The 21,813-nt window shown below is 62.4% G+C and carries 21 protein-coding genes and 2 pseudogenes; 10 read left to right on the top strand and 13 right to left on the bottom strand.

Going from position 1 to position 21,813, the window contains the following annotated elements:
• Nucleotides 1-136: 136 nt before the first annotated feature.
• The 5 genes and pseudogenes from RCH10_RS21655 to RCH10_RS21635 all read right to left on the bottom strand — a co-directional run.
• Nucleotides 137-1,336, bottom strand: coding sequence for an FAD-binding domain-containing protein (locus RCH10_RS21655; protein WP_409053987.1), 1,200 nt, complete (start codon nt 1,334-1,336; stop codon nt 137-139).
• Complete coding sequence (locus tag RCH10_RS21650) at nt 1,323-2,894, bottom strand: cryptochrome/photolyase family protein (RefSeq protein ID WP_409053986.1); 1,572 nt, start codon at nt 2,892-2,894, stop codon at nt 1,323-1,325. The genes RCH10_RS21655 and RCH10_RS21650 overlap by 14 nt, the downstream gene beginning before the upstream one ends.
• A 234-nt stretch (nt 2,895-3,128) precedes the next feature.
• Nucleotides 3,129-3,655, bottom strand: a pseudogene (locus tag RCH10_RS21645) (phenylalanine 4-monooxygenase); the annotation flags it as partial.
• 154 nt (nt 3,656-3,809) lie between these two features.
• Nucleotides 3,810-4,643, bottom strand: coding sequence for a transporter substrate-binding domain-containing protein (locus tag RCH10_RS21640; protein WP_409053985.1), 834 nt, complete (start codon nt 4,641-4,643; stop codon nt 3,810-3,812).
• 29 nt (nt 4,644-4,672) lie between these two features.
• Nucleotides 4,673-5,056: pseudogene (locus tag RCH10_RS21635) on the bottom strand (4-hydroxyphenylpyruvate dioxygenase); the annotation flags it as partial.
• 115 nt (nt 5,057-5,171) lie between these two features.
• Between RCH10_RS21635 and RCH10_RS21630 the strand changes: the two are divergent.
• From RCH10_RS21630 to lnt, 3 genes are all read left to right on the top strand, one after another.
• Nucleotides 5,172-5,900, top strand: coding sequence for a GNAT family N-acetyltransferase (locus RCH10_RS21630; RefSeq protein ID WP_323495809.1), 729 nt, complete (start codon nt 5,172-5,174; stop codon nt 5,898-5,900).
• Between the two features lie 86 nt (nt 5,901-5,986).
• On the top strand, nt 5,987-6,865 hold the full coding sequence (locus RCH10_RS21625; RefSeq protein WP_187053183.1) for an HlyC/CorC family transporter: 879 nt from the start codon (nt 5,987-5,989) through the stop codon (nt 6,863-6,865).
• 7 nt (nt 6,866-6,872) lie between these two features.
• Nucleotides 6,873-8,480, top strand: coding sequence for an apolipoprotein N-acyltransferase (gene lnt / locus RCH10_RS21620; RefSeq protein ID WP_409053984.1), 1,608 nt, complete (start codon nt 6,873-6,875; stop codon nt 8,478-8,480).
• On the opposite strand, the gene RCH10_RS21615 is transcribed toward lnt, so the two are convergent.
• The 8 genes from RCH10_RS21615 to RCH10_RS21580 form a co-directional block, all read right to left on the bottom strand.
• Complete coding sequence (locus RCH10_RS21615; RefSeq protein WP_409053983.1) at nt 8,459-8,941, bottom strand: RidA family protein; 483 nt, start codon at nt 8,939-8,941, stop codon at nt 8,459-8,461. The genes lnt and RCH10_RS21615 overlap by 22 nt on opposite strands.
• Before the next feature lie 5 nt (nt 8,942-8,946).
• Complete coding sequence (locus RCH10_RS21610) at nt 8,947-10,308, bottom strand: FAD-binding oxidoreductase (RefSeq protein WP_409053982.1); 1,362 nt, start codon at nt 10,306-10,308, stop codon at nt 8,947-8,949.
• Between the two features lie 10 nt (nt 10,309-10,318).
• The gene (locus RCH10_RS21605; protein ID WP_323495823.1) at nt 10,319-11,122 is read right to left on the bottom strand and encodes an ABC transporter permease; all 804 of its coding nucleotides are present in this window, start codon (nt 11,120-11,122) and stop codon (nt 10,319-10,321) included.
• Nucleotides 11,123-11,235: 113 nt separating this feature from the next.
• Nucleotides 11,236-12,081 carry an ABC transporter ATP-binding protein gene (locus RCH10_RS21600; protein ID WP_409053981.1) on the bottom strand — a complete coding sequence of 282 codons (846 nt, stop codon included), beginning with the start codon at nt 12,079-12,081 and terminating at the stop codon, nt 11,236-11,238.
• A gap of 26 nt (nt 12,082-12,107) precedes the next feature.
• The gene (locus RCH10_RS21595; RefSeq protein WP_409053980.1) at nt 12,108-13,112 is read right to left on the bottom strand and encodes an ABC transporter substrate-binding protein; all 1,005 of its coding nucleotides are present in this window, start codon (nt 13,110-13,112) and stop codon (nt 12,108-12,110) included.
• 67 nt (nt 13,113-13,179) lie between these two features.
• On the bottom strand, nt 13,180-14,076 hold the full coding sequence (locus RCH10_RS21590) for a creatininase family protein (RefSeq protein ID WP_323495801.1): 897 nt from the start codon (nt 14,074-14,076) through the stop codon (nt 13,180-13,182).
• Nucleotides 14,077-14,137: 61 nt separating this feature from the next.
• A complete protein-coding gene (locus tag RCH10_RS21585; RefSeq protein WP_409053979.1) occupies nt 14,138-14,725 on the bottom strand; it encodes an NAD(P)H-dependent oxidoreductase in 588 nt (195 codons plus the stop codon).
• A 116-nt stretch (nt 14,726-14,841) separates the two neighbouring features.
• Entirely contained in the window at nt 14,842-15,480 is a 639-nt protein-coding gene (locus RCH10_RS21580) for a TetR/AcrR family transcriptional regulator (protein ID WP_409053990.1), read from the bottom strand.
• A gap of 220 nt (nt 15,481-15,700) precedes the next feature.
• Between RCH10_RS21580 and RCH10_RS21575 the strand changes: the two genes are divergently transcribed.
• From RCH10_RS21575 to RCH10_RS21545, 7 genes are all read left to right on the top strand, one after another.
• Nucleotides 15,701-16,768, top strand: a complete 1,068-nt coding sequence (locus RCH10_RS21575; RefSeq protein ID WP_409053978.1) for a type II asparaginase — start codon at nt 15,701-15,703, stop codon at nt 16,766-16,768.
• Nucleotides 16,769-16,835: 67 nt separating this feature from the next.
• Nucleotides 16,836-17,747: a glycine--tRNA ligase subunit alpha gene (gene glyQ, locus RCH10_RS21570; RefSeq protein WP_323495798.1), complete on the top strand. Its 912-nt coding sequence runs from the start codon at nt 16,836-16,838 to the stop codon at nt 17,745-17,747.
• A 3-nt stretch (nt 17,748-17,750) separates the two neighbouring features.
• On the top strand, nt 17,751-19,898 hold the full coding sequence (gene glyS, locus RCH10_RS21565) for a glycine--tRNA ligase subunit beta (protein ID WP_409053977.1): 2,148 nt from the start codon (nt 17,751-17,753) through the stop codon (nt 19,896-19,898).
• A gap of 25 nt (nt 19,899-19,923) precedes the next feature.
• The gene (locus RCH10_RS21560) at nt 19,924-20,256 is read left to right on the top strand and encodes a hypothetical protein (protein ID WP_323495796.1); all 333 of its coding nucleotides are present in this window, start codon (nt 19,924-19,926) and stop codon (nt 20,254-20,256) included.
• Nucleotides 20,253-20,483: a hypothetical protein gene (locus tag RCH10_RS21555; protein ID WP_409053976.1), complete on the top strand. Its 231-nt coding sequence runs from the start codon at nt 20,253-20,255 to the stop codon at nt 20,481-20,483. Before RCH10_RS21560 ends, RCH10_RS21555 begins: the two co-directional genes overlap by 4 nt.
• Nucleotides 20,480-21,061, top strand: a complete 582-nt coding sequence (gene gmhB, locus RCH10_RS21550; RefSeq protein ID WP_409053975.1) for a D-glycero-beta-D-manno-heptose 1,7-bisphosphate 7-phosphatase — start codon at nt 20,480-20,482, stop codon at nt 21,059-21,061. Before RCH10_RS21555 ends, gmhB begins: the two co-directional genes overlap by 4 nt.
• Nucleotides 21,061-21,813 (top strand): lysophospholipid acyltransferase family protein, encoded by a 753-nt coding sequence (locus RCH10_RS21545; RefSeq protein ID WP_323495793.1) that lies wholly within the window; start codon nt 21,061-21,063, stop codon nt 21,811-21,813. The genes gmhB and RCH10_RS21545 overlap by 1 nt, the downstream gene beginning before the upstream one ends.

The raw sequence follows: 21,813 nt of genomic DNA, 5'->3' as shown, positions 1-21,813 counted from the left end.
AAACGCGTCAGCGCCGATGATAGTGCGGGTTCCCGTGTGAAAGTAGGTCATTGTCAGGCTCTTACAGCCTAAAAAAGCCCAACCGAAAGGTTGGGCTTTTTTTTGTTCCGCGCTTTAGTCGATTTGAGAATGTCGGCTATCGAAGAGTCTTGAGACTGGTCCGCTTCCACCATTCAGAAAAGCTGCCGCAATAAACATCAACCGGGTCGAATAGGCACAGCGGCTGGTACGAAGAAGGTGGATTTGTCATTGAGGCGCAAAGTCGGCCTCGAAGACTTTCGAGCGCCGAGTCTGCGTGTGGATCGCACTGCCAATGCACGGATTTGGCACTTTGCAGGGCGAGCGCCAAGTGTTCAACCCCGCCCCACCAGAGATGCGCTGTTTGCTTCTTTAATCCGCGTGTGACGAAGTCCCAACGCCGCTCGCTCCACGGTGACGCAGCATGAGAAACATCGAAGCCCACACCGATTCGCAGCACACCCGCTGGCAGAGCGTGTGAGCTAACACCGAGCGACCAGGGATGCTGGAGCCAGACATCGCGTCCAGAGGCTGTGGCGTTGTCGGGCGCTGACCAACCGGTGTGAGGTGCTGGTACCACCCGTCGAATTGGCTCATCCATTCCTACCGTTGGGTTAGACAGCACATCCTCGGCGGAAATCGAGGGGGAGTCGCGGGCAATTTCGTTCAGTGCCTCGTAACTGGTGTCCAACACTGTGCCGGCGCTGTGCCAGTCCGCGGGAGCGTACTTCGCTACATTCTCGGCATTGAAAAGATAGGGTTTGCTGCTCCCGGTTCCCGCCACCCATTGCCAGCTGAGGTGGTTGCTGGCCAAGTCACCGTCCAGCAAGTGGCCCAACATCCATTGCGCACCAGTGTGCCAGTGCACTTTGCGGATGTGCACGAGGTAGCTGGACAGCCACATGCGGGCGTGATTGTGCAAGTAGCCCGTCCCGTACAGGGTGCGTACCGCTAGGTCGATCGCGGGAATACCGGTACGCGCCTGCGCCACATCAGCTGGAAAGTCGCGGCTGTAGACGTCATTGGGCAGCAACCCGCCGTGCAGGGACAGGTGAATACCATCGCCCACGTGAGCCCACACATGACGGTAATAGGCGCGCCAGCCGAGCTCGAAAACAAACTTGTGCCTGTTGTTCAAGGGGTGGCGCGCATTCACGGCCGCAAAAACATCGGCCAAGTTCAGAAAGCCGTGGGTCAGGTAAGGCGAGAGTCGGGTGACCGCGCCCTCTAGTGCGTTGCGTGTGCGTGCGTAGTCGTCAGGGCTCACAGCCGCGAGCCGCGCGTGCGCCGCATCCAACGTCGGTTCAAAGCTGGGCATTGCGATGTGCTGTAGCTTGGCTTTCTATGGCTACTCGAGCAGGTAGGTCCAGCCGTGCGAGATTCTTGAGCTGCATCGCCATACGAGGATTCTTTTTCAGTAAGACCTCGTGGCGGATTAGAAAATCCCAGTACAGCGTGGTGTACGGGCAAGCGTTATCGCCAGTCGACTGCGCGGGGTCGTACTTGCACCCCTTGCAGTGGTTGCTCATTCGCTGAATGTATTTGCCGGTAGCCACATAGGGCTTGCTGGCCATCAACCCACCATCAGCAAACTGGCTCATACCCAGCGTGTTCGGTAACTCGACCCATTCCACTGCATCAACATACACGCTGAGGTACCAAGCATGTACCGCCTGTGGCTTAACTCCAAAAAGCAGCGCGTACAGGCCCGTCACCATCAGGCGCTGAATGTGGTGCGAGTAACCGTGTTCCAACGTCTGACCTATGGCGTCTTTCAGGCACGCCATCTCTGTTTCGCCGGTCCAGTACCAGGCTGGCAAGTCGCCTTGGGCATTCAATGCGTTGCGCTCGACGTAGTCGGGCATCTGCGTCCAGTAAACACCACGCACAAACTCACGCCAGCCCAGAATTTGCCGAACGAAACCCTCCACCGCGGCCAACGGTGCGTGACCAGAACGCCAGGCATCTTCGGCCGCTTGCACCACCTCGCGCGCGTTCAAAAGCTTGAGGTTGAGTGCGCTGCTGAGGTGGGAGTGATAAAGCCAGGCCTCGCCGGCCCAGATGGCGTCTTCGTATTGGCCGAACAGCGGAAGCCGCTCCGAAATAAACGTCTGCAGTGCCTGCAGAGCTTGGATTCGCGTGACTGGCCAGCCAAAACTTATGAGCGTACCCGGGTGACTTGCGAACCGGGTGTTGACCAAATCGATCACTTCCTGCGTGGTGATGTCCGGCTCGAAGCGTGTGGGCGGTGGTACGTTTTGCGGCCCCGCCTTTCCGAAAGACTCACGATTGTCCGCATCGAAGTTCCACTGACCACCCACGGGTTTCGAGCCCTCCATCAAGATGCCGTTCTTGTGTCGCAGTTCGCGGTACCAGTACTCGAGTCGCAGTTGCTTTCGATCTTTAGCGTGAGCGGCAAAGTCCCGTAAAGTGCTGAAAAAATGCGTGTCGTCACGCAACTCCAGCGGCAACTGGTGTTGGGCTGCAATGGCGCGAATGCTTTGCAGCACGCGCCAGTCCCCCGGGGCAGTCAAGACCAGTCCAGCGGGCTTGACTTGTTTGATCGCTCGATCGACCTCGAGTGTCAGCGTGCCCAAATTGTCAGCGTCGTCGAGGCGGGTGTAGTGCATGGGCAGTCCTTGCCCGCGAAGGTGATCGGCGAAGTGGCGCATCGCGCTCAAAAACACCGTAATACGCTGTTTGGCAGACCAGACATGGGTCGACTCCTCCGCCACCTCGGCCATCCAGATAAGGTCTTGCAATGGATCGAAGCCTTCCAGGGCAGAAGATTCTTGATCTAATTGGTCACCTAACATAATGACGAGATGGCGAATGCTGCCAGTCAGGGACGCCTGGCGCCGTTTGGTCTTAGCCATGGGTCTTTCTTTTCGCTTGTTGGACTTTGCAAGCATCCACGCGCCATGTGTCGGGCCGTCTTGCGCGACAAAGCGTAGCCCAAAGGTATCCATGTGAAAGCTGCGCAGGGAGCTTGCCCTTGGAAACCGCAGTCCTTCACCGAGTTTTTAAACAGACTCAGCGGAGTTGGTTTTTACTCGGAAGCAAAGGCGTCTCGATGGTTGTAACCGCCTGCAGATCTTCTGGGAAGCCGCTTAGAAAGTCCGGGAGTCAGGGCCGATATTGCTCTTGGCAGGCAGCACACCCGCGTCGATGTCCGACCGGGCCATCAGCGCGGCGCACAGCGGCGTGAAGTCTGGTGCGGTAGGTTCAAACAGTTGCGCAAAGCTGTCGATGACAAAGTAGTTGGCCTGGTAGGTATCGATCTTGCAGCGCGTCCGCGGGGCGCGCACAAGATCGAGTGGTGACCGATAGGGCGCTTGACTGCGTACTTCATGCTTGCGTTCGCCAACGAACTCAGGACGCCCGCGCTGTACGGTCGAAATCCTTCAGGCTGCCCAATAAGCCCGCACTCCACCGTGTACCAATAAAGCCGCGCCAACATCTCGCACGCACCGAGCGAGTGCGCCTTTAGTCCGTCTTCGCCCTAACGCTGAACGTAGTCGGTAAAGGCCGGGTCGGACAGCATTGGCACGTGCCCGAACCAATCGTGGAACACATCGGGCTCGACGATGTAGTCGAGCTTTTCTGGCTTTCGAATCCAGTCGGTCACCGGGAACGAGTGACAGCAGTACAGCGATAAAAGGCATCACAAGACTAGCCCGGGGACACGTGTAGCCGCGCACACAGCACCGGCGCGCGAGTAGTCACCCCCCGGGCGGCCGATCCGACGCGCCGTACACCGCGGGCGTCGCAACAGAGGTCGAAATCCCCGTTCATTTGAGCCAGCGGTCCATCACTCGCTGAAACTCGCCGCCGGCTTGCGACAAGTGCAGCCACTGATCGACATACGACTTGAACGCCACATCATCGCGCGGCAGCATCCAGCCCATCTCGCCGTACTGCAACGGCTTGTCTGCATTGACGGCACACAGTCCCGGCTTGAGCTTTTGCTGCGTCAGCGCTTCGGCCGATTCAGTAACGAACACGTCGGCACGATTCGACAGGAGCTCGTCAAAGATCGTGACGTTCTCGCCATGCAAGATCAGCTTGGCCTGCTTGAAGTTGGCGCGAGCAAAGCGCTCGTTGCTGCCGCCCGGATTGAAGATCACACGCACCGAGGTTTTGTCAATGTCGGCAACCGTCTGGTACTTGGCGACATCCACGCAACGCGCGATCGGCACCTTGCCATTGACCATGTATGGCGCGCTAAAAAATGCGCGCTTTTGGCGCTCCGTGGTCACAGACACACCGCCGACAGCAATGTCGCACTTGCCCGCCGACAGGTCGGGCAGCAGATTGGCCCACGTCGTCTTGATCCATTCCGGCTTCGCGCCCAGACTCGCACTGAAGCTCGCCATCAGGTCGACATCGATGCCCTCGTAACTGGCATCTGCCTTCTGGAAGCTGAAAGGCTTGTAGTCTCCCGGCGTGCAAATCCGCAGCGTGGCAGCCTTTTGCACGGCATCCAGATGTGACGGCAAAGAAAATGCAGACGGGGACTGCACCGCTGTGACCGGCACCGGCGTTGTCATACAACCGGCCAACAATACGGCCGCCGCAGTCGATCCCACGATCAATGCCAATCGATTCAAAAACACAGGACGCATGCCGAACCCCAAGAGAGTGAAGAGTGCGTTTATTGTGCTGCGCGCAACACGCCACGGCGCATCTGGACGAGCTCAATGCGCTCAAAAAACGCTTTGAAGTTGCCGTTGCCAAAGCCTTCATCACCCTTGCGCTGAATGAATTCGAAGAAGATCGGACCCAACCGGTCCTCGCTGAAGATCCGCAGCAACAAAGCGTCTTTCTTGCCGTCGATCAGGCTTTTTCGACACTTCAGCTCCACCACGCTTTCGCCATGCTCAGGAATCCGCTTGTCGACCAGCGTCACGCCCTTGCCGCGCAAGGCATCGACGATTTTGCAGAGATCGGCCGAACCCATCGCGATGTGCTGGACGCTTTCACCCCGGTACGTGTCCAGGTACGCCTGAATCTGGCCGCCTTGTTCTCTCCCCTCTTCGGTATGACAACGGTTGGTTGCGTCCGTGCCACGGGCGTTGGTCCTTATTCACTAAATAACGAAGCCGAAAGACCCGTGGGCTTGTCTGCTAAGGGAAAACCCTTAAATTCGGGAAATGATGAACGCCAAGGCCCTATTGAAAGCCTCGCTCGGCGTCGGCTCTTTCTTGAAGGCGCCGATGGTTGAAGCGCAGCCCCGCTCCGTTACGGCGCCCCAGCCTGTACTGGTGCCGATTCGTGCGATTGGTCCCGGCGAGCGCGTGCGCATCGCCACGCATCTGCTTGCCCTCGAGCAGCACGATCGTTACTTGCGCTTTGGTTATTCGGCCTCCGACGAGCAAGTGCAGCGCTACGTCGACGGATTGGACTTCGAGCGCGACGAATTGTTCGGCATCTACAACCGTCGACTCGAACTCATCGCCATGGCCCATGTGGCCTTCGCGCCAGCCGGACAACTGAGCGACTGCGCCGAATTCGGCGTGTCGGTCTCGCGCCATGCACGCAGCCGCGGCTACGGCGCGCGATTGTTCGAGCGCGCGATGGTCACGGCCCGCAACGAAGGCGTCGGCGCACTTTTCATCCATGCGCTCAGCGAAAACGCGGCCATGCTCAAGATCGCGCGCAATGCCGGCGCCACGGTGGTTCGCAGCGGCTCCGAGTCGGAGGCTCACCTGCAGCTGCCGGCTGCTACGTTCGATAGCCGAATGAGCGAGATCGCGCTCGACCACTTTGCCGAAGTCGACTTCCAACTCAAGACGCGCGCCAAGCAGTTTTGGGGATTTCTTGCAGGCGTGCAGGAAATCCGGCGTGGCGTTCGCGACGCGCGTGACCGCACGGCGCAGTGAATCTCTGGTGATCGCGCTGTCACGGCGATACCGGGCGCGCGCTACATCCGGTTATCCTTGTCCTTCCCTAACTCCGCCCCGCCGCAGTGGCCGACCCTCACTCTGAACGCGTCCCCGTCGAACGGGAAGACAAACGCAGTTTTCTGCAAAAGCTCGCCGAGTTCATCCATCCCGGACCGGACTCCCGCGACGAGCTGATCGAAACGCTCGCAGATGCCGAAGACAACGACGTCATAGGCGCAGAGTCGCGCGTGATGCTCGAAGGTGTCCTGCGCATGGCCGACATGACCGCTGGTGACGTGATGGTGGCCGCACCTCGCATGGACCTCGTCAACATCGACGCGCCCTACGACACGCTGTTGCACGTCGTCATCGACACAGCGCACTCGCGTTTTCCGGTGTACGAGGGCGAAAAAGAAAACATCATCGGCATCCTGCTCGCGAAAGATCTGCTCAAGCTGCAGCGTGCACCGGGTCTCAACATTCGCGCCTTGCTGCGGCCCGCCACCTTCGTGCCCGAGAGCAAGGGCCTGAACGATTTGCTGCGCGAATTTCGCGGTAACCGCAATCATCTGGCGATCACCATCGACGAGTTCGGCCGTGTGGCCGGACTCATCACGATTGAAGACGTGTTGGAGCAAATCGTCGGCGAGATCGAAGACGAATTCGATATCGCCGAAGACGAAGGCGACATCTTCGGTCTGGCAGACCACACCTACCGTGTGAGCGGCGACACGCCCATCGAGCGCGTTGCCGAAGCCTTTGGCATCACCTTCGACGAAGAGCAGCTCAGCGAAGACTTCGACACCATCGGCGGCCTGGTCGCGCACGAGATGGGCCACGTGCCGAAGCGCGGCGAGCATCACGCGCTCGGCGGGTTCGACTTCGTGGTGCTGCACACCAAGGGCGGCGCCGTGCGCTGGTTCAAGGTCTCACCGGCGCGTGGCAACGGCGCGTCGGATTGAACCAGCCTTGAAGACGCTCTTGCGAGGGGTGGGCTTCGCTGCCGCCGGGCTCGCTCAATCGCTGTCGATCGCCGCGCCGTGGAGCGGTCAACCGCTGTGGTGGCTGCAGCTTGTTCCAATGGTTTTTCTGGTGTGGCAGCTCGATGCGATCCGCACCGGCAGCGCATCGAAGTCCGCACATCACGCTTTCGGGTTCGGCTGGCTCTTTGCCACGGCCTGGCTTTGCGGCACGTTCTGGTGGCTTTTCATTTCGCTGCACACCTACGGCGGTCTTGCTGCGCCGCTGGCCGTGAGCGCCGTGTTGGCGCTGGCAGCGGCGCTCGCGCTCTACTACGCGCTGGCATGCGGCCTGTTCGTCCGATTTGCGCCGGTCAATCGGTTCGCAGCGGCTGTGCTTTTCGCCTCGCTCTGGACCGCGGCCGAATTGCTTCGCGGCAGCTGGTTCACCGGGTTCCCGTGGGGAGCCATTGGCTATGCGCATGTCGACGGGCCGTTGGCCGTGGCCGCTCCGTGGGTCGGCGTCTATGGCGTCGGGGCGATTGCCGCTGCGCTCGCAGCAGCAGTCGCCTCCGCCATGACCGTCATCACAACCGCTACCGTCGGCACGAAGCCGCTGGGTCGCTTGACCTTCCGACGATTTGCGCCGCTCGTGTCCGCCGTTGCTGTTCTGATCGCCGCCTGGGCGCTGGGCGCCTCACGAGACGCCAACGACACGCCGGAACTGGCTCGCGGCAAGCTCGATGTCGCGCTGCTCCAAGGCAACATCCCGCAAGACGAAAAGTTCATCCCGGGCGGTGGCGTCGCGACAGCGCTGCGCTGGTACGGCGAACAGCTCAATGACCCGAAAGCCTCGCTTACCATCACGCCCGAAACGGCAATCCCGTTGTTGCCCTCGCAGTTGCCACCGGGCTACCTCGAATCGATCGCCGCGCGGTACGCCACCGGCACACGGGCAGCCATCGTGGGCCTGCCGATCGGCAACGGCACCACCTACAGCAATGCAGTGCTCGGGTTTCAGCCGGGTGCGTCCGCCACGTATCGCTACGACAAGCATCACCTCGTGCCGTTCGGCGAATTCGTGCCATCGATATTCCGCTGGTTCACCGACCTGATGAACATCCCACTGGGCGATTTCAGGAGTGGCGGGCTCGCGCAGCCGCCGTTCGTCTGGCAAGGCCAGCGCATCGCGCCCAACATTTGCTACGAAGACTTGTTCGGCGACGAGATCGGCGCGAACTTTCGTGACGCCGGCAATGCGCCGACCATCCTGCTCAACGTCAGCAACATCGCGTGGTTCGGCGATTCGGTTGCTATCGACGAACACCTGTCGATTTCGCGGATGCGCGCGCTCGAGTTCCAGCGGCCGATGGTGCGTGCGACCAACACCGGCGCCACGGTGGTCATCGACCACCGTGGCCGCGTTGCGCAATCGCTGCCGCGCCTCACGCGCGGCGTGCTGCTCGCCGAGGTCGAAGGACGTGGCGGCATTACACCCTATGCGTGGTGGGTGTCCCGCTTCGGACTCTGGCCGCTCTGGGGACTGTCGCTGCTGATGATCGCCTGCACGATCGTGCTGCACCGCCGTCGCGGCAGTCAGCGCGGCAACGGCAAATAGGCGGTCGCCTCGACCTCGATCACCAGCGCGTCTCCCGGCAAGAAGCGCGATACCTCCACAACGGTGCTCACCGGCGGCGCACCCGGATAGAACAGTCCGCGCACGCGGTTGTAGGCGGGGTAGTGGCGAATGTCGCGAAAGTACTGCACCAGCTTCACCACGTCGGCCATCGTGCCGCCATGTTCGACGGCCAGCTGGCGGATGCGCTCGAGCACGAACCAGCTCTGCGCGACGATAGGCGCTTCGTAGACGTCGACCGACATCTGGCCGGTCACATAGCCGAGCGGCCGCAGGGCGTCACGCGCGGCTTCGGGAATGTCGTCGTAAGAGGTGACGGCCTGACGCCGCGCAGGGTCGACCGCAACCACGCCGCTCATAAAGACGAAATCGCCCACGCGCCTGGCCGCGGCGTAATTGGCCATCGGCGCACCCATCGTCGCGCTCGCTGTCGTATCGATCATGACGCTCACCGGGGCACCACTGGCCAGTCGCGCAGCTTGCCCGGATTGAGCAGACCATGCGGGTCGAAGCGGTTTTTCATGGCGATGATCTCAGGCGGCAAAGCGCCCCCTGCCTTGCCGTCTTCGACGATGAAGGTGTGAGGGTTGTTGATGCGTACACCGCGTTCCCGATGTATGCGGATGATTTCGTCCAGCCGCTCTTCGCTGGTGAACCGAACCAGTTGCAGCGCGCTGCAGGCGATCAGCCCGTCCAGGTTGCGCAGAAATTCGACATGCATCAGTACCTCGCCGCCGAGCAGGTGCTCCATCTCTGTGATCTGCTCGACCTGCTTGCCGGACACGAAACTGCTTTGAATATAGGTCAGCGTCTTGTCGACCTTGAGCGCATGCAGCGTGGTGTGGTTCCAGGTGAACTCCATCAGGGTGCGATTGCTTTTTTGCACTTCGGCCGCGGTCTTGCGATACGTGATCGAGCCGGCGTGCAGGGCGGCAAGTTCGTGCATCGCTTCTTCGCTTGATTCGGCGACGAGCGACAGCACCGCGTGGCAGCCCTTCGGCAAATACTCGGCCAACTGCGTCAGATAGTCGGGTATGGGGCTGGCAAAGAAGGCCACTTCGCGCTTGACGATGCCGGGCGCATGCGCCAGTGCATTGCCAAACGCCAACGCCTTGTCGAAGTCTGAAAAAGTGACCAGCGTTTCGAGCCAGGCGTGTACTGGCGCCAAGCCGACTTCGAGCTCGAGCACCAGGCCGTTGGTGCCCCACAGATGGTGCATTCGCATCGCCTCGGCGCCACGCAGCTCGATGATTTGCGGTTCGGCCTCGATCGTCATCGCCCGCACGCCGAGCACGTTGCCTGGCGCTCCGAACGGGCCGTAGTTGATCGAGCCGATACCGCCGAAGCCACCGCCGAAGAGACCTCCGAGCGTGGCGCTGCGGTAGGTCGACGGCATGCAGCGCAGTTCCTGGCCGGTCGGGCGGGTCTGTTTTTCAAGCTCGCCGAGCCGCATCCCGGCCTGCGCGCGCGCCACGCCCGGTCGCACCCACAGCAGCGCGTTGTAGCCGGTCATGTCGAGCACCACACCGCCCGCCAATGGCGTCGTCTGGCCATAGTTGCCGGTGCCACTGCCGCGAATCGTGATCGGCACGTTGCGTTGCACGCAGGCGCTCACCACGGCGCGCAATTCGTCTTCGGTACGCGGCCGCACCACGGCATCGGCGCGCTTGTCTTTCAGCTGGCGGTTCAGCACCGGGCTGAACCAGGCGAAGTCTTGCGACAGGCGCGCGACGCGACTCTCGTCGGTGATCCAGTCGAGTTCAGGCAGTGCGAGCAGCAGTTGTTCGACAGCGGAAACAGGAGCGTTCATGGTCGTCATTTCAATCTTGAGAAAGTTCGCTGGCGTGCCATGAGCCCAGGGCCAGCTTGCTGAGCCAGGCCATCAGGGCGAACAGCGCCACGCCGGTCAGCGAGATCAGCAGCAGCGCGGCGAACATGCGCGGAATGTTGAGCTGAAAGCCAGCCTGAAGAATTTGGTAAGCCAGCCCTGCACCCGAGCCGCCGGTGCCTGCGACGAACTCCGCCACCACGGCGCCGATGAGCGCGAGACCGCTGGAGATGCGCAAGCCGCCAAAAAAGTACGGCAGTGCGCTCGGAATGCGTAACCGCACCAGTTGCTGCCAGCGCGTCGCCCGATTCAGCTTGAAGTAGCTCTGCAGATCGGGGTCGATGCTGCGCAAGCCGAGCGTCGTGTTGGCGATGATGGGAAACAGCGCCACGAGGGCCGCGCATACCGTCATCGCCGCGGTCGGGTTCTTGACCCAGATGATGATGAGGGGCGCTACCGCCACGATCGGCGTCACCTGCAGCAACACCGCATACGGGAACAGCGCGGTCTCGATTCGCTTGCTCTGCACAAACAGAAACGAGATCAGAACGCCCGCAATGGTCGCCACGATAAAAGATAGCACCGTGATCTTCAACGTGACCAGCAGCGCCATGCCGAGCGGCACCCAGTCGTGCACCAGCGTCTGCATCATGAGGAACGGCGAGGGCACCAGATAGGCCGGCAGCTCCATCGCCGTCACGAGCCATTGCCAGAGCGCGACCAGCACCACGCCCACCAGCAACGGATAGAACACCCGCTGCACCCGCGGTTGCCGGAGCAGGGGTACGTGCCGCAGCGGCACCGCCTTGCGAGCAGGTGCTGCGGGGCTCGCCCGCAAGGTCGGCGACGCGGCGGCAGCCGGAGCCAGCGTGGTCTTGCCCGCAGTCGAAGACTCGCTGATGACCGCGCTCATGGCGCCAGCTCCTCGTGCGCCTGGCTGGCACGCAGCAAGCTGTCTTGCAGTCGCTTGGCGTGACGGCTGAACTGTGGCGACACCATGAAGTCGGCATTGCGCGGATAGGGCTCGTCGATCTCGAACTGTTCCACTACCCGTCCTGGCCGTGCCGCCATCATGATCACGCGGCTCGACAGAAACACCGCTTCGTGGATCGAGTGCGTGACGAAGATCACCGTGAGCTTTTTCTTGCGCCACAGCTCGAGCAGATCGGCATCAAGGCGGTGCCGCGTGATCTCGTCCAGCGCGCCGAAGGGCTCGTCCATCAACAGGAGGTCGGGCTGCGTGACCAGGCCGCGCGCGATCGACACGCGCATTTGCATGCCGCCCGAAAGTGCCCTCGGCAACGCGCCGGCAAACTTGTTGAGGCCGACCAGCGCGAGCGCCTCGGTCACCCGGCCGTCTGCTTCCTTGCGCGACACGCCCGCCAAGTCGAGCGGCAGCCGCACATTGGTCTGCACGCTGGCCCAGGGCATGAGCGTCGGCGCCTGAAACACGAAAGCCATCTTGCGGCCGCTCGCATCGATTTGCGCCACCGGCTTACGCCAGACCAGCAAGCGACCGTCACTGGGATCGAGCATGCCCGCCACCATCTTCAGCAGCGTGCTCTTGCCGCAACCCGACGGTCCGAGCAGGGTCACGAACTCGCCCTCGGCGATCGTCAGGTCGACCGGCAACAACGCCTGCGTGCCGTTCGGATATGTCTTTTCGGCGGACAGGATTTCCACCGCCGGTACCTCAGTCGGTACCGCAGTCGGTATTGCAGTCGTTACCGCTGCCGCTTCAGCTGTAGAGGACATGTCTTTCATTGCCGCACGCGTCCCGTTCAGGGAAGCACCTTGGCATCCTTGACGAAACTGGTGGTGTACGTCTTCGACAGTTCGACCTTGGTCGGGTCGAGCAACTTGGTGCTGACCAGGAAGTCGTAGCTCGCCTTGGCGCGCACGTCGGTTATCACGCCGATGCCCATCGTGGCTGCGTCACCACCGGTGACCATCCCCATTTCCTTGAGCTTGGCCACGCTGTAGGCGAGCTGGTCGTCGGTCATGTTGGGGTTGTCTTTCTTGATGAGCGCATTGGCAGGTGCCGGATCGGCGAGGTAGCTTTTCCACCCTTCGGCGGAGGCCTTGACGAAGGCGGCGACCTGCTTGCTGCGGTCCTTCACCGTCTTTTCCATGCACGACACGGTGGTCGCATAGGCGGGAAATCCGAAGTCGCTGAACATCAGAACGGTGCTCTTCACACCTGCCTTCTGAATGGCGTACGGCTCGGAGGTCAGGTAACCCTGCTGGGCCGTGTTCTTGTCGGCCACGAAGGGCTGAATGTTAAATGTGTAAGGCCGGGTCTGCTCGTCGGTGAGGCCGAACTTGGTCTTGAGCCACGGCCAGTAGCCGCGGTTGGCCTGCGCGCCGATCAGGATGGTCTTGCCCTTCAGGTCTTCGAACTTCTTGACGTCCTCGTGCGCGATCAGCACCTGCGGGTCCTTCTGAAAGAAGGCTGCGACATTGACCACCGGCACGCCGCCTTCGCGCGTCTGCATCATCTGGATGTCGCTGGAACCCATGATGCAGTCGGCCTGGCCGGCCGCCATCATCTGCGTGATGTTGACCTGCGGGCCGCCCATCTTGATGGTCACGTCCAGCCCGTACTTCTTGTAGGTGCCTTCCGCCACCGCCTGGTAGAAGCCGCCATGCTCGGCCTGTGCGAACCAGTTGGTCATATAGGTGAACGGTTCGGTGGCCTGCGCCTGCGCGGGATTGGCAAAGCCGCAGACAGCCAGCGCGATGGCGCCGGCGAGCGATGCGGAACGGAAAACAATTTGCTTGCGCATGGTGTGAACCTCTCGAGCGTGGAAAAAAAGCGGACTTGAAGCGAATCTGCAATGCAAGGAATGCGCCTCAGAGCGCGTGAGCGAGCGGCGCAGCGGAAGGTGCCATCGACGGAGGCGTCGACTGAATGAAGCCCTGCTCGTGGCCGCGGCCCCAGGTCGCCTCTTCGCGCACCACCCAGCGCAATGCGTACAGCTCGGTGAGCGCCTGCACCCAACTTGCCGCCAGCGTGTCGAGAATCTCTTCACCTTGCTCGCGGGTGGCGCTGGTCGGGTCGCCGATCACGCCGCTCGGGCCGAAGTCGCGCGCGGTCCAGGCGCAGGCCGGACGGCCATCGGGCGACAGGAGCTTGATGGGGAAGGGCGGCGGGTAATTGGCCGCCGCATGTTCCATGTGCACGGTGTCGGGCGCCAACGCCAGCATCAACGCTGTTTCGGAATGACCGGCGTGCATCGACAGCCGCTTTTCCTGGTCGCTGATCTGCTTGCTCGACGCATTCGGCAGGCGTGACACGCCGTGCGGAACCACCACGAAGTCGCCATGGCGCAAGCGCAGTTCGCGCGCTGCCATTTCCAGCACTTGCGGCTGGCCGCCGTGGCCGTTGGCGAACAGCAGCTTGCGAAAACCGGAGCGGTACACCGACTCGCCGATCTCGGTCACCGTGGCGAGCAGCGTCGGGCCCGTCAGCGTCATGGTGCCGGGAAAGTGAAGGTGCTCTTCCGACTTGCCATAGGTGATGGTGGGCAGCGCGAAGGCGCGCACCTCGGCGGGCAGGCGCTCCAGCGCCTTGCCCATCACGCCCGACGAGATCACGCTGTCGACCGAGCAGGGCAGGTGCGGCCCGTGCTGCTCGATGGCGCCGCAAGGCAGCACGATGACCGTGTTCTCGCGGTCCGGCAGCGCATTGATCTGGGTCCAGCTCAGGTAGGGCAGGAAGCGATGGGGAGGGATGTAGCCGTGCAGCATGGTGACTGTCCTGGTGTCGAAAATTTGAAGAAGGGCGTGCGATCTCGGAACGTTGCAAGCCTCAGGCGAAGCGAGCCATAGCGCTGCCGACCCGCGCCATGAAGCGCTTGAGTTGAGGCTCGGTCGCCACGTTCATGTGGTAGTGGGCGTGGTAGTCGATGCGTGCCTGCTGGCCGGTCAGCCGCTTCATGTAGCGCGTGACGATCCTGCGTGGCGGATCGCCCATGTACCAGGCGACCCAGCGAGGCCGTCCGTAAGTCACGACGGCCGAAATCCGCTTGATGTGGGTCAGCATCGGCTTCACGTTGGCCGGATCGCTGATGTCGAAGGCCACTCCCGGCATGAAGAGCCGGTCGAAGTAACCCTTCAGCATGGCCGGCAGACCAAAGCACCAGGTCGGGAAACAGAAAACGATGGCCTCGGCCCACTGCAGTCGCTCGACGTAGCGCTTGAGCGGCAATTGATTGCTCGGCACCTCGTGATAGCCGAGTCGCTCTTCGCGCGACAACACCGGATCGAACCGCTCGGCATACAGATCGCAGTCATCGACTTCGTGCCCGCCTGCGCGCAGACTCTTCAGAACCTCCTGGTGCAGGGCCGCATGAAAGCTGGTTTCGACTGGGTGGCAATAGACGACAAGCACGCGCATGGTGAATTTGACCGATTAATCAGAGCAATCGGTCAGGTTTACGCAAACACCGTGCCAGGATGGGCGCACCGAAGCGGGGCAAGCGCCGGGCTGACGAGCCCCCAAGTCCCGGGGCTTTAAGTCTCGTTCAGGCCGCAACCGTGCAAGACGAACGCCACCAGCTCGCGCGCGATCGGCTCCCGATCGATCGGCGCATCTGGCGGCAGGCCCAGCATCACGCGCGTTTGCAGTGCGTAGTCGGCATAGCTTTGAGTCATCGCCCAGATGTGCATCAGCAGCAGCCGTGCATCGAGTGGGCGCATCTGGCCGCGTGCGATCCAGCCGTTGATGATGTCGACCTTTTTTTGCGTCCAGGCCCGGGCGTTGGGCCAGTAGCGATCGAGATTGCGCCCGCCATCGAGCACCTCGCGCGTGAAGATGCGCGAGATTTCCGGATTGTCGAAGGCGTGGTCGAGCTTCTTGCGGATGTAGTCACCGAGCACCGGCCCCGGGTCCTTGGCATGGTCCTCGAAAGCAAACACCACCTTCCAGTCGTGCAGCACCTGCATCAACAGCTCTTCGTACAACTCTTCCTTGCCGGCGATGTAGTAATGCAACTGGGGCTTGGTCAGCCCGGCGCGCGCCGCGATGGCTTGCGTCGACGTGCCCTTGAGTCCGTGCAGGCTGAACTCGGCCACCGCCGCTTCGCGAATCGCCGACATGATCCGCTCGCGTCCCGGCCGCGCACGCGACAGCGGGCCTTCGGGCGCAGGCATCTGCTGCGTGCCGACGGCGGTTGCATTGGCAATTTCCGGGTTCATGGGGATTGTGGCTGCGGCCTGACCTCGGCGATGGTAAACCCTCGATCGATCGGTCGGTGCCACGCATGACGGCATGCGACGCCGGCATGGGCCGCGCGCGCCATCGGCACGCTTTCCCTATCGCTTTGGCCGTCAAATCTGCTTCGCAACCCTGCAACGTCCAAGGAGCCAACTCATGTACCTTTCTTCCCGAATTCGCGCCTTCGCGGCCGGCACTGCGCTGCTCGCCGCCAGCGCGCTTGTCCAGGCCCAGGCACTCCCCAACGTCGTGATACTCGCCACCGGCGGCACCATCGCCGGGGCGGGTGCATCGGCCGTCAACAGCGCGACCTACGCGGCGGCCAAGGTCGGCGTCGACAAGCTCATCGCCGGTTTGCCGGAACTGTCGAAGATCGCCAATGTTCGTGGCGAACAGGTCTTCCAGGTGGCTTCCGAAAGCCTCACCAACGAGAACCTGGTCACGCTCGCCAAGCGCGTGTCGGCGCTGTCCAAGCAAGCCGATGTCGATGGCATCGTCATCACGCACGGCACCGACACGGTGGAAGAAACGGCGTACTTCCTGACGCTTACCGTCCACACCAACAAGCCGATCGTCATGGTCGCCTCGATGCGTCCGGGCACCGCGCTGTCGGCCGATGGCGCGCTCAACCTGTACGACGCAGTCAGCGTGGCGGGCAGCAAGGACGCGATGGGCAAGGGCGTGTTGCTGACCATGAACGACAGCATCGAAAGCGGTCGTGACGTCAGCAAGAACTTCAACATCAAGCCGAGCGCTTTCGTCAGCCAATGGGGCTCGCTCGGCATGGTGGTCGAAGGCAAGAACTACTGGTTCCGCGCGCCGGTCAAGCGCCACACGATGAACTCCGAGTTCGACATCGACGCCATCACGACGATCCCGAATGTCGAGATCGCTATGGGTTACGAAGGCGTGTCGCCGACCGCCATCGAGGCGCTCGGGAAGAGCGGAATCAAGGCGCTGATCCACGGCGGTCCGGGCAACGGCTCGGTGGCCGACCGCATCGTGCCGTACCTGCAGAAGGTGCGCTCCGACGGCATCGTCGTGATCCGCTCTTCGCGCGTTCCCGATGGCTTCGTTATCCGCAATGCCGAGCAGCCGGACGACAAGTACGACTGGGTCGTCGCGCACGACCTGCGCCCGCAGAAGGCGCGCATCCTGGCGATGCTGGCAATGACCAAGACCACGGACACCAAGGAATTGCAGCGCATCTTCTGGGAGTATTAGCTCGCCTTGGCCCGGCCCGTAAAATCTGTGGCTGCTTGCGCAACCGCGCGGGGCGCCTCGGTTCTACATGCTGACCTTCCAACAAATCATTCTCAAACTGCAGTCGTACTGGGCCGACCAGGGCTGTGCGTTGCTTCAGCCGCTCGACATGGAAGTCGGTGCCGGTACCTCGCACACCGCCACGTTTTTGCGGGCGCTCGGGCCGGAGCCATGGAAGGCCGCGTACGTGCAGCCGAGCCGGCGGCCGAAGGACGGTCGATACGGCGAAAACCCGAATCGGCTGCAGCACTATTACCAGTACCAGGTCGTGCTGAAGCCGGCCCCGTCGAACATCCTCGAGCTGTACTTGGGCTCGCTGACCGCTCTCGGCTTCGACCTGAAAAAAAACGACATTCGCTTCGTCGAGGACGATTGGGAAAACCCGACGCTCGGTGCCTGGGGCCTGGGCTGGGAGGTCTGGCTCAACGGCATGGAGGTGACGCAGTTCACCTACTTCCAGCAGGTCGGCGGCATCGACTGCAAGCCGATCACCGGCGAGATCACCTATGGGCTGGAGCGGCTTGCGATGTACCTGCAAGGCGTCGACAACGTCTACAACCTGACATGGACCGATGGCTTGACCTACGGCGATGTTTACAAGCAGAACGAGGTCGAACAGTCGACCTATAACTTCGAGCACAGCGACGCGGACTTTTTGTTCACCGCATTCGACGCGCACGAAAAGCAGGCGAAACATCTGATGACCGAACAGCTCGCGCTGCCGGCTTACGAGCAAGTGCTCAAAGCCGCACACAGCTTTAATTTGCTCGACGCGCGCGGTGCCATCAGCGTGACCGAACGCGCGGCCTACATCGGCCGCATTCGCAACCTCGCGCGCAGCGTGGCGCAGAGTTATTACGAGAGTCGCGAGCGGCTCGGTTTTCCGATGGCGCCGCGCGAATGGGTCGCGCAGATGCCCGTCCTGAAGAAGGCGGCCTGAGCAATGAGTGCTGACAACAAACGCAATCTGCTCGTCGAACTGTTCGTCGAGGAGCTGCCGCCGAAAGTATTGAAGAAGCTTGGCGATGCGTTCGCCGGCGTGCTGCGCGATCAACTGGTCTTGCAGGGCTTGGCGGAGGCAGCTTCGACCCTGACGGCTTACGCCTCGCCGCGCCGCCTTGCTGCGCATTTGACGCAGGTGGCCGCGGTGGCCGCCGACAAGGCTGTCTCGCAGAAGCTGATGCCGGTCGCGGTCGGCATCGATGCAGCGGGCAATGCCACACCGGCCCTGCTGAAGCGCCTCGCCGCGCTGGGCGCCGACGCGTCTGCCGTGGCGGGATTGAAGCGCGCGGTCGACGGCAAGGCCGAAGCGCTGTTCTACGAAAGCACCGCCAAAGGTGCGAGCCTGGCCGAAGGTCTGCAAAAGGCACTGGCCGAAGCGATCGCCAAGCTGCCGATCCCCAAGGTCATGAGCTACCAGCTAGAAGAAGGCAGCGCGATGCCCGGCTGGACCAGCGTCAGCTTCGTGCGCCCCGCGCATGGACTGGTGGCGTTGCACGGCGCGGATGTGGTCGCCATAGAAGCGCTCGGCCTCAAGTCCGGTCGCGACACGCATGGCCACCGCTTCGAAGCCTCGGCCGATCCGGTTGTCTTGCGCGATGCCGACAGCTATGCGCAACAGTTGGCCGAAGAAGGCGCGGTCATCGCCGGCTTCGACCAGCGCCGCGCCGAGATCGAGCGACAACTCGCCGCAGCGGCCGTCAAGGTCGGCAGCGACTCGGTGCCGATCGACGACGACGCGCTGCTCGATGAAGTGACGGCCCTGGTCGAGCGGCCGAATGTGCTGGTCTGCAGCTTCGAGCCGGAGTTTCTCGACGTACCGCAAGAGTGCCTCATCCTCACGATGAAGGCCAACCAGAAGTACTTTCCGCTGCTCGATGGCGCCGGCAAGTTGACGAACAAGTTTCTCGTCGTCAGCAACATCAGCCCGGACGACACGAGCGCGGTGGTGCAAGGCAACGAGCGCGTGATTCGCCCGCGCCTGGCCGACGCCAAGTTCTTCTTCGACCAGGATCGCAAGAAATCACTGGCCTCGCGCGTCGAGTCGCTGGGCAAGGTGATCTATCACAACAAGCTCGGGACGCAGGGCGAGCGAGTCGTGCGCGTGATGCAGATCGCGGAGGGCATCGCCAAGCTGCTCGCTGCATCGACCGGCGACGCCACGCTGCCGGCGCGCGCGGTGCAGGCCGCCCAATTGGCCAAGGCCGATCTGGTCACCGACATGGTCGGCGAGTTCCCCGAGTTGCAAGGCACGATGGGGCGCTATTACGCGCTGCACGACGGACTCGACGCATCGGTGGCCGACGCCATCGAAGACCACTACAAGCCGCGCTTTGCCGGCGACACGCTGCCGCGCGGTGATGTCGGCGTAGTGGTCGCGTTGGCGGACAAGCTGGAGACGTTGGTCGGCATGTTCGGCATCGGTAATTTGCCAACGGGTGATCGCGATCCGTTCGCGCTGCGGCGGCATGCGTTGGGTGTCGGACGCATGTTGGTCGAGCGCGCATTGCCGTTGCACTTCTACGAATTGACGCGGCTCGCATTCGCTGCATTCAAGCCCGGCTTGCTCGAGGACCGATCGGTCGAGTTGGACCAATTCATCATCGAACGGCTCAAGGGCTACTTCAGGGATGAAGGCTATACGGCGGTCGAAGTCGACGCCGCGCTGCACGCGCACAAGCTCGGCGAGTGGTCGACCATTCCCGCTCGACTCGCCGCCGTCCGCTCCTTCGCCGCGCTGCCTGAGGCCCCCGCACTTGCCGCCGCCAACAAGCGCATCGGCAACATTCTGAAGAAGGCGCCCGACGCAGACGCGCACGTCAGCGAGTTGTTGCTGCAGGAGCCGGCAGAAAAGGCGCTCTACGCCGCCATGGCAAACGTTGTCCCGGCAGCCAACGCCCAGTTCGATGCAGGCGACTACACCGCGTCATTGCAGACGCTGGCCGCGCTGCGCGCGCCGGTCGATGCCTTCTTCGACGGCGTGATGGTCAACGCCGAGCAAGCCGACCTGCGCCTCAACCGGCTCGGCCTGTTGAAGTCGTTGCACGAGGCAATGAACCGGGTGGCGCAACTGGAACGGCTGGCGGCGTAAGGCCGAGCGCTCGATAATCGTCTCGATGAACCGCCAACTGCAACTCGACCACTTTTCGCTCGCTTTGCACAGGCGGGCCATCGATGCGTTGCGCGCCGATCCGACGCTGAACGCCCGTGTTCGGCAAACTTTGACGCGCTGGCGCTCACAGGCCGGCGAAACACGCTCGGATGCTCTGTGGTCCGAATGGGAACAACTGCTGTCTGACGAGCCGGATGCATTGGCGCGGGCCGCTTTGTCGGAAACCGATCACGGGCAGCTCATGCGAAGTGTTTCTCCGCTGGGCGTGCTTGTAACGCAGCGCGAGCGCACCGCGTTGCTTTCGCAGTCGCGCGGATATGTAGCGCTGTCGCAATGAAGCTGGAAGAACTCCAACATGTCCTCCGGGCTGCGGCCGCTATCACGCAAGAGAACTCACTGGTGGTGGTCGGGAGCCAGACGATCTTGCTGCTGCTGGACGAGCCGCCGGCGGCCTTGCTGATTTCACGCGAGGTAGACCTTTACCCTGCCATGCATCCGGAGCCTCTTGAACACATCGGCGTCTTGATCAACCGACGCCACAGCGAGGCGAAAGCCAATCCATGAAACTCGTCATCCTCGACCGCAACGGCACCATCAACGTGAACCGCGACGACTTCGTCAAGAGCGACGTCGAATGGACGCCGCTGCCCGGCGCGCTCGAAGCGGTGGCGCGGCTCAACCACGCTGGGTGGCATGTGGTGATCGCATCGAACCAGTCGGGCCTGGGGCGCGGTCTGTTCGATGTGGCGTCGCTCAACCTCATGCACGCGAAGATGCACAAGATGCTGGCCAGCGTCGGCGGTCGTGTCGATGCGGTTTTCTATTGCCCGCACAGCCCGGACGAGAACTGCAATTGCCGCAAGCCCAAGGCGGGCCTGTTCCGGCAGATCGGCGACCGCTACGGCGTCGACCTGGTCAACGTGCCGACTTGCGGCGACAGCCTGCGCGATCTGCAAGCCGGCGCGTCGGTCGGCTGCGAACCGCACCTGGTGTTGACCGGCATGGGCGCTGCGTGCCGCGGCGTCGAACTGCCGCCGGAGTACCCGGCCAAAACGATGGTGCACGAAGATCTCGCCGCCTTCGTCGACTTCCTGCTGGTGCGCGAAGCGAAGAAGCAGGCTGAACTGCAGGTGGCGATCTGATGGCTTTCGTTCGCTCCCTGCTTCATGCCCTCTGGATGCTGGTCACCGTGGTCCCCTGGGGCATCATCATGTGCGTCAGCTCGCTGTGGAAACGCGGCATTCCGCTGTACTGGATGGCCGAGCGCTGGCTGCGTTGGGCGATCGGCGGAGCGCGGGTTTTGCTCGGCATTCGCACCCGCGTCACCGGCATGGAAAACCTGCCGACCGATCAGCTTGCCGGCGCCGTGCTGCTGGTCAAGCACCAGTCGACGCTCGAGACGTTTTTGATGCCGACGCTGATGCCGCACCCGCTCGCCTTCGTGTTCAAGAAGGAACTGATCTACGTGCCATTTTTCGGCTGGGCGATGGCGCGGCTCGACATGATCCACATCGATCGGAGCCAGAAGACGCAGGCCTTCAACAAGGTCGTGAGCCAGGGGCGTGTGCTGTTGGCACAAGGCATCTGGATCATCATGTTCCCGGAAGGCACGCGCATTCCGCGAGGCCAGAAGGGCACCTACAAAAACGGCGGTACGCGGCTCGCTTGCGAGACTGGCGTTCCAGTCATTCCGGTGGCCGTCACCTCGGCCAGGGTATGGCCGCGCAAGGCCTTCATCAAGCGGCCCGGCATCGTCGATGTGTCGATCGGTCCGGCGATTCCGAGCGTCGGCCGCAAACCCGACGAGCTGATGCGCGAGGTCGAGGCCTGGATCGAATCCGAGATGCGTCGGCTCGACCCGGAAGCGTACGCCGCAGCCGTAGCCGCCGCCTGA

This window comes from Variovorax sp. GrIS 2.14, from assembly GCF_046115955.1.
In the GTDB taxonomy this organism is placed as follows: Bacteria; Pseudomonadota; Gammaproteobacteria; order Burkholderiales; family Burkholderiaceae_C; genus Variovorax.
Note: the sequence above shows the minus strand (reverse complement) of the source record. Positions and strands in the feature narration are given on the sequence as shown.

Excerpts from the sequence above, each read along its gene's own strand:
- RCH10_RS21655 (WP_409053987.1), bottom strand. The coding sequence starts at position 1,336 with ATGCCCAGCTTTGAACCGACGTTGGATGCGGCGCACGCGCGGCTCGCG.
- RCH10_RS21650 (WP_409053986.1), bottom strand. The coding sequence starts at position 2,894 with ATGGCTAAGACCAAACGGCGCCAGGCGTCCCTGACTGGCAGCATTCGC.
- RCH10_RS21640 (WP_409053985.1), bottom strand. The coding sequence starts at position 4,643 with ATGCGTCCTGTGTTTTTGAATCGATTGGCATTGATCGTGGGATCGACT.
- RCH10_RS21630 (WP_323495809.1), top strand. The coding sequence starts at position 5,172 with ATGATGAACGCCAAGGCCCTATTGAAAGCCTCGCTCGGCGTCGGCTCT.
- RCH10_RS21615 (WP_409053983.1), bottom strand. The coding sequence starts at position 8,941 with ATGATCGATACGACAGCGAGCGCGACGATGGGTGCGCCGATGGCCAAT.
- RCH10_RS21610 (WP_409053982.1), bottom strand. The coding sequence starts at position 10,308 with ATGAACGCTCCTGTTTCCGCTGTCGAACAACTGCTGCTCGCACTGCCT.
- RCH10_RS21600 (WP_409053981.1), bottom strand. The coding sequence starts at position 12,081 with ATGTCCTCTACAGCTGAAGCGGCAGCGGTAACGACTGCAATACCGACT.
- RCH10_RS21595 (WP_409053980.1), bottom strand. The coding sequence starts at position 13,112 with ATGCGCAAGCAAATTGTTTTCCGTTCCGCATCGCTCGCCGGCGCCATC.
- RCH10_RS21590 (WP_323495801.1), bottom strand. The coding sequence starts at position 14,076 with ATGCTGCACGGCTACATCCCTCCCCATCGCTTCCTGCCCTACCTGAGC.
- RCH10_RS21585 (WP_409053979.1), bottom strand. The coding sequence starts at position 14,725 with ATGCGCGTGCTTGTCGTCTATTGCCACCCAGTCGAAACCAGCTTTCAT.
- RCH10_RS21580 (WP_409053990.1), bottom strand. The coding sequence starts at position 15,480 with ATGCCTGCGCCCGAAGGCCCGCTGTCGCGTGCGCGGCCGGGACGCGAG.
- RCH10_RS21575 (WP_409053978.1), top strand. The coding sequence starts at position 15,701 with ATGTACCTTTCTTCCCGAATTCGCGCCTTCGCGGCCGGCACTGCGCTG.
- glyQ (WP_323495798.1), top strand. The coding sequence starts at position 16,836 with ATGCTGACCTTCCAACAAATCATTCTCAAACTGCAGTCGTACTGGGCC.
- glyS (WP_409053977.1), top strand. The coding sequence starts at position 17,751 with ATGAGTGCTGACAACAAACGCAATCTGCTCGTCGAACTGTTCGTCGAG.
- RCH10_RS21560 (WP_323495796.1), top strand. The coding sequence starts at position 19,924 with ATGAACCGCCAACTGCAACTCGACCACTTTTCGCTCGCTTTGCACAGG.
- RCH10_RS21555 (WP_409053976.1), top strand. The coding sequence starts at position 20,253 with ATGAAGCTGGAAGAACTCCAACATGTCCTCCGGGCTGCGGCCGCTATC.
- gmhB (WP_409053975.1), top strand. The coding sequence starts at position 20,480 with ATGAAACTCGTCATCCTCGACCGCAACGGCACCATCAACGTGAACCGC.
- RCH10_RS21545 (WP_323495793.1), top strand. The coding sequence starts at position 21,061 with ATGGCTTTCGTTCGCTCCCTGCTTCATGCCCTCTGGATGCTGGTCACC.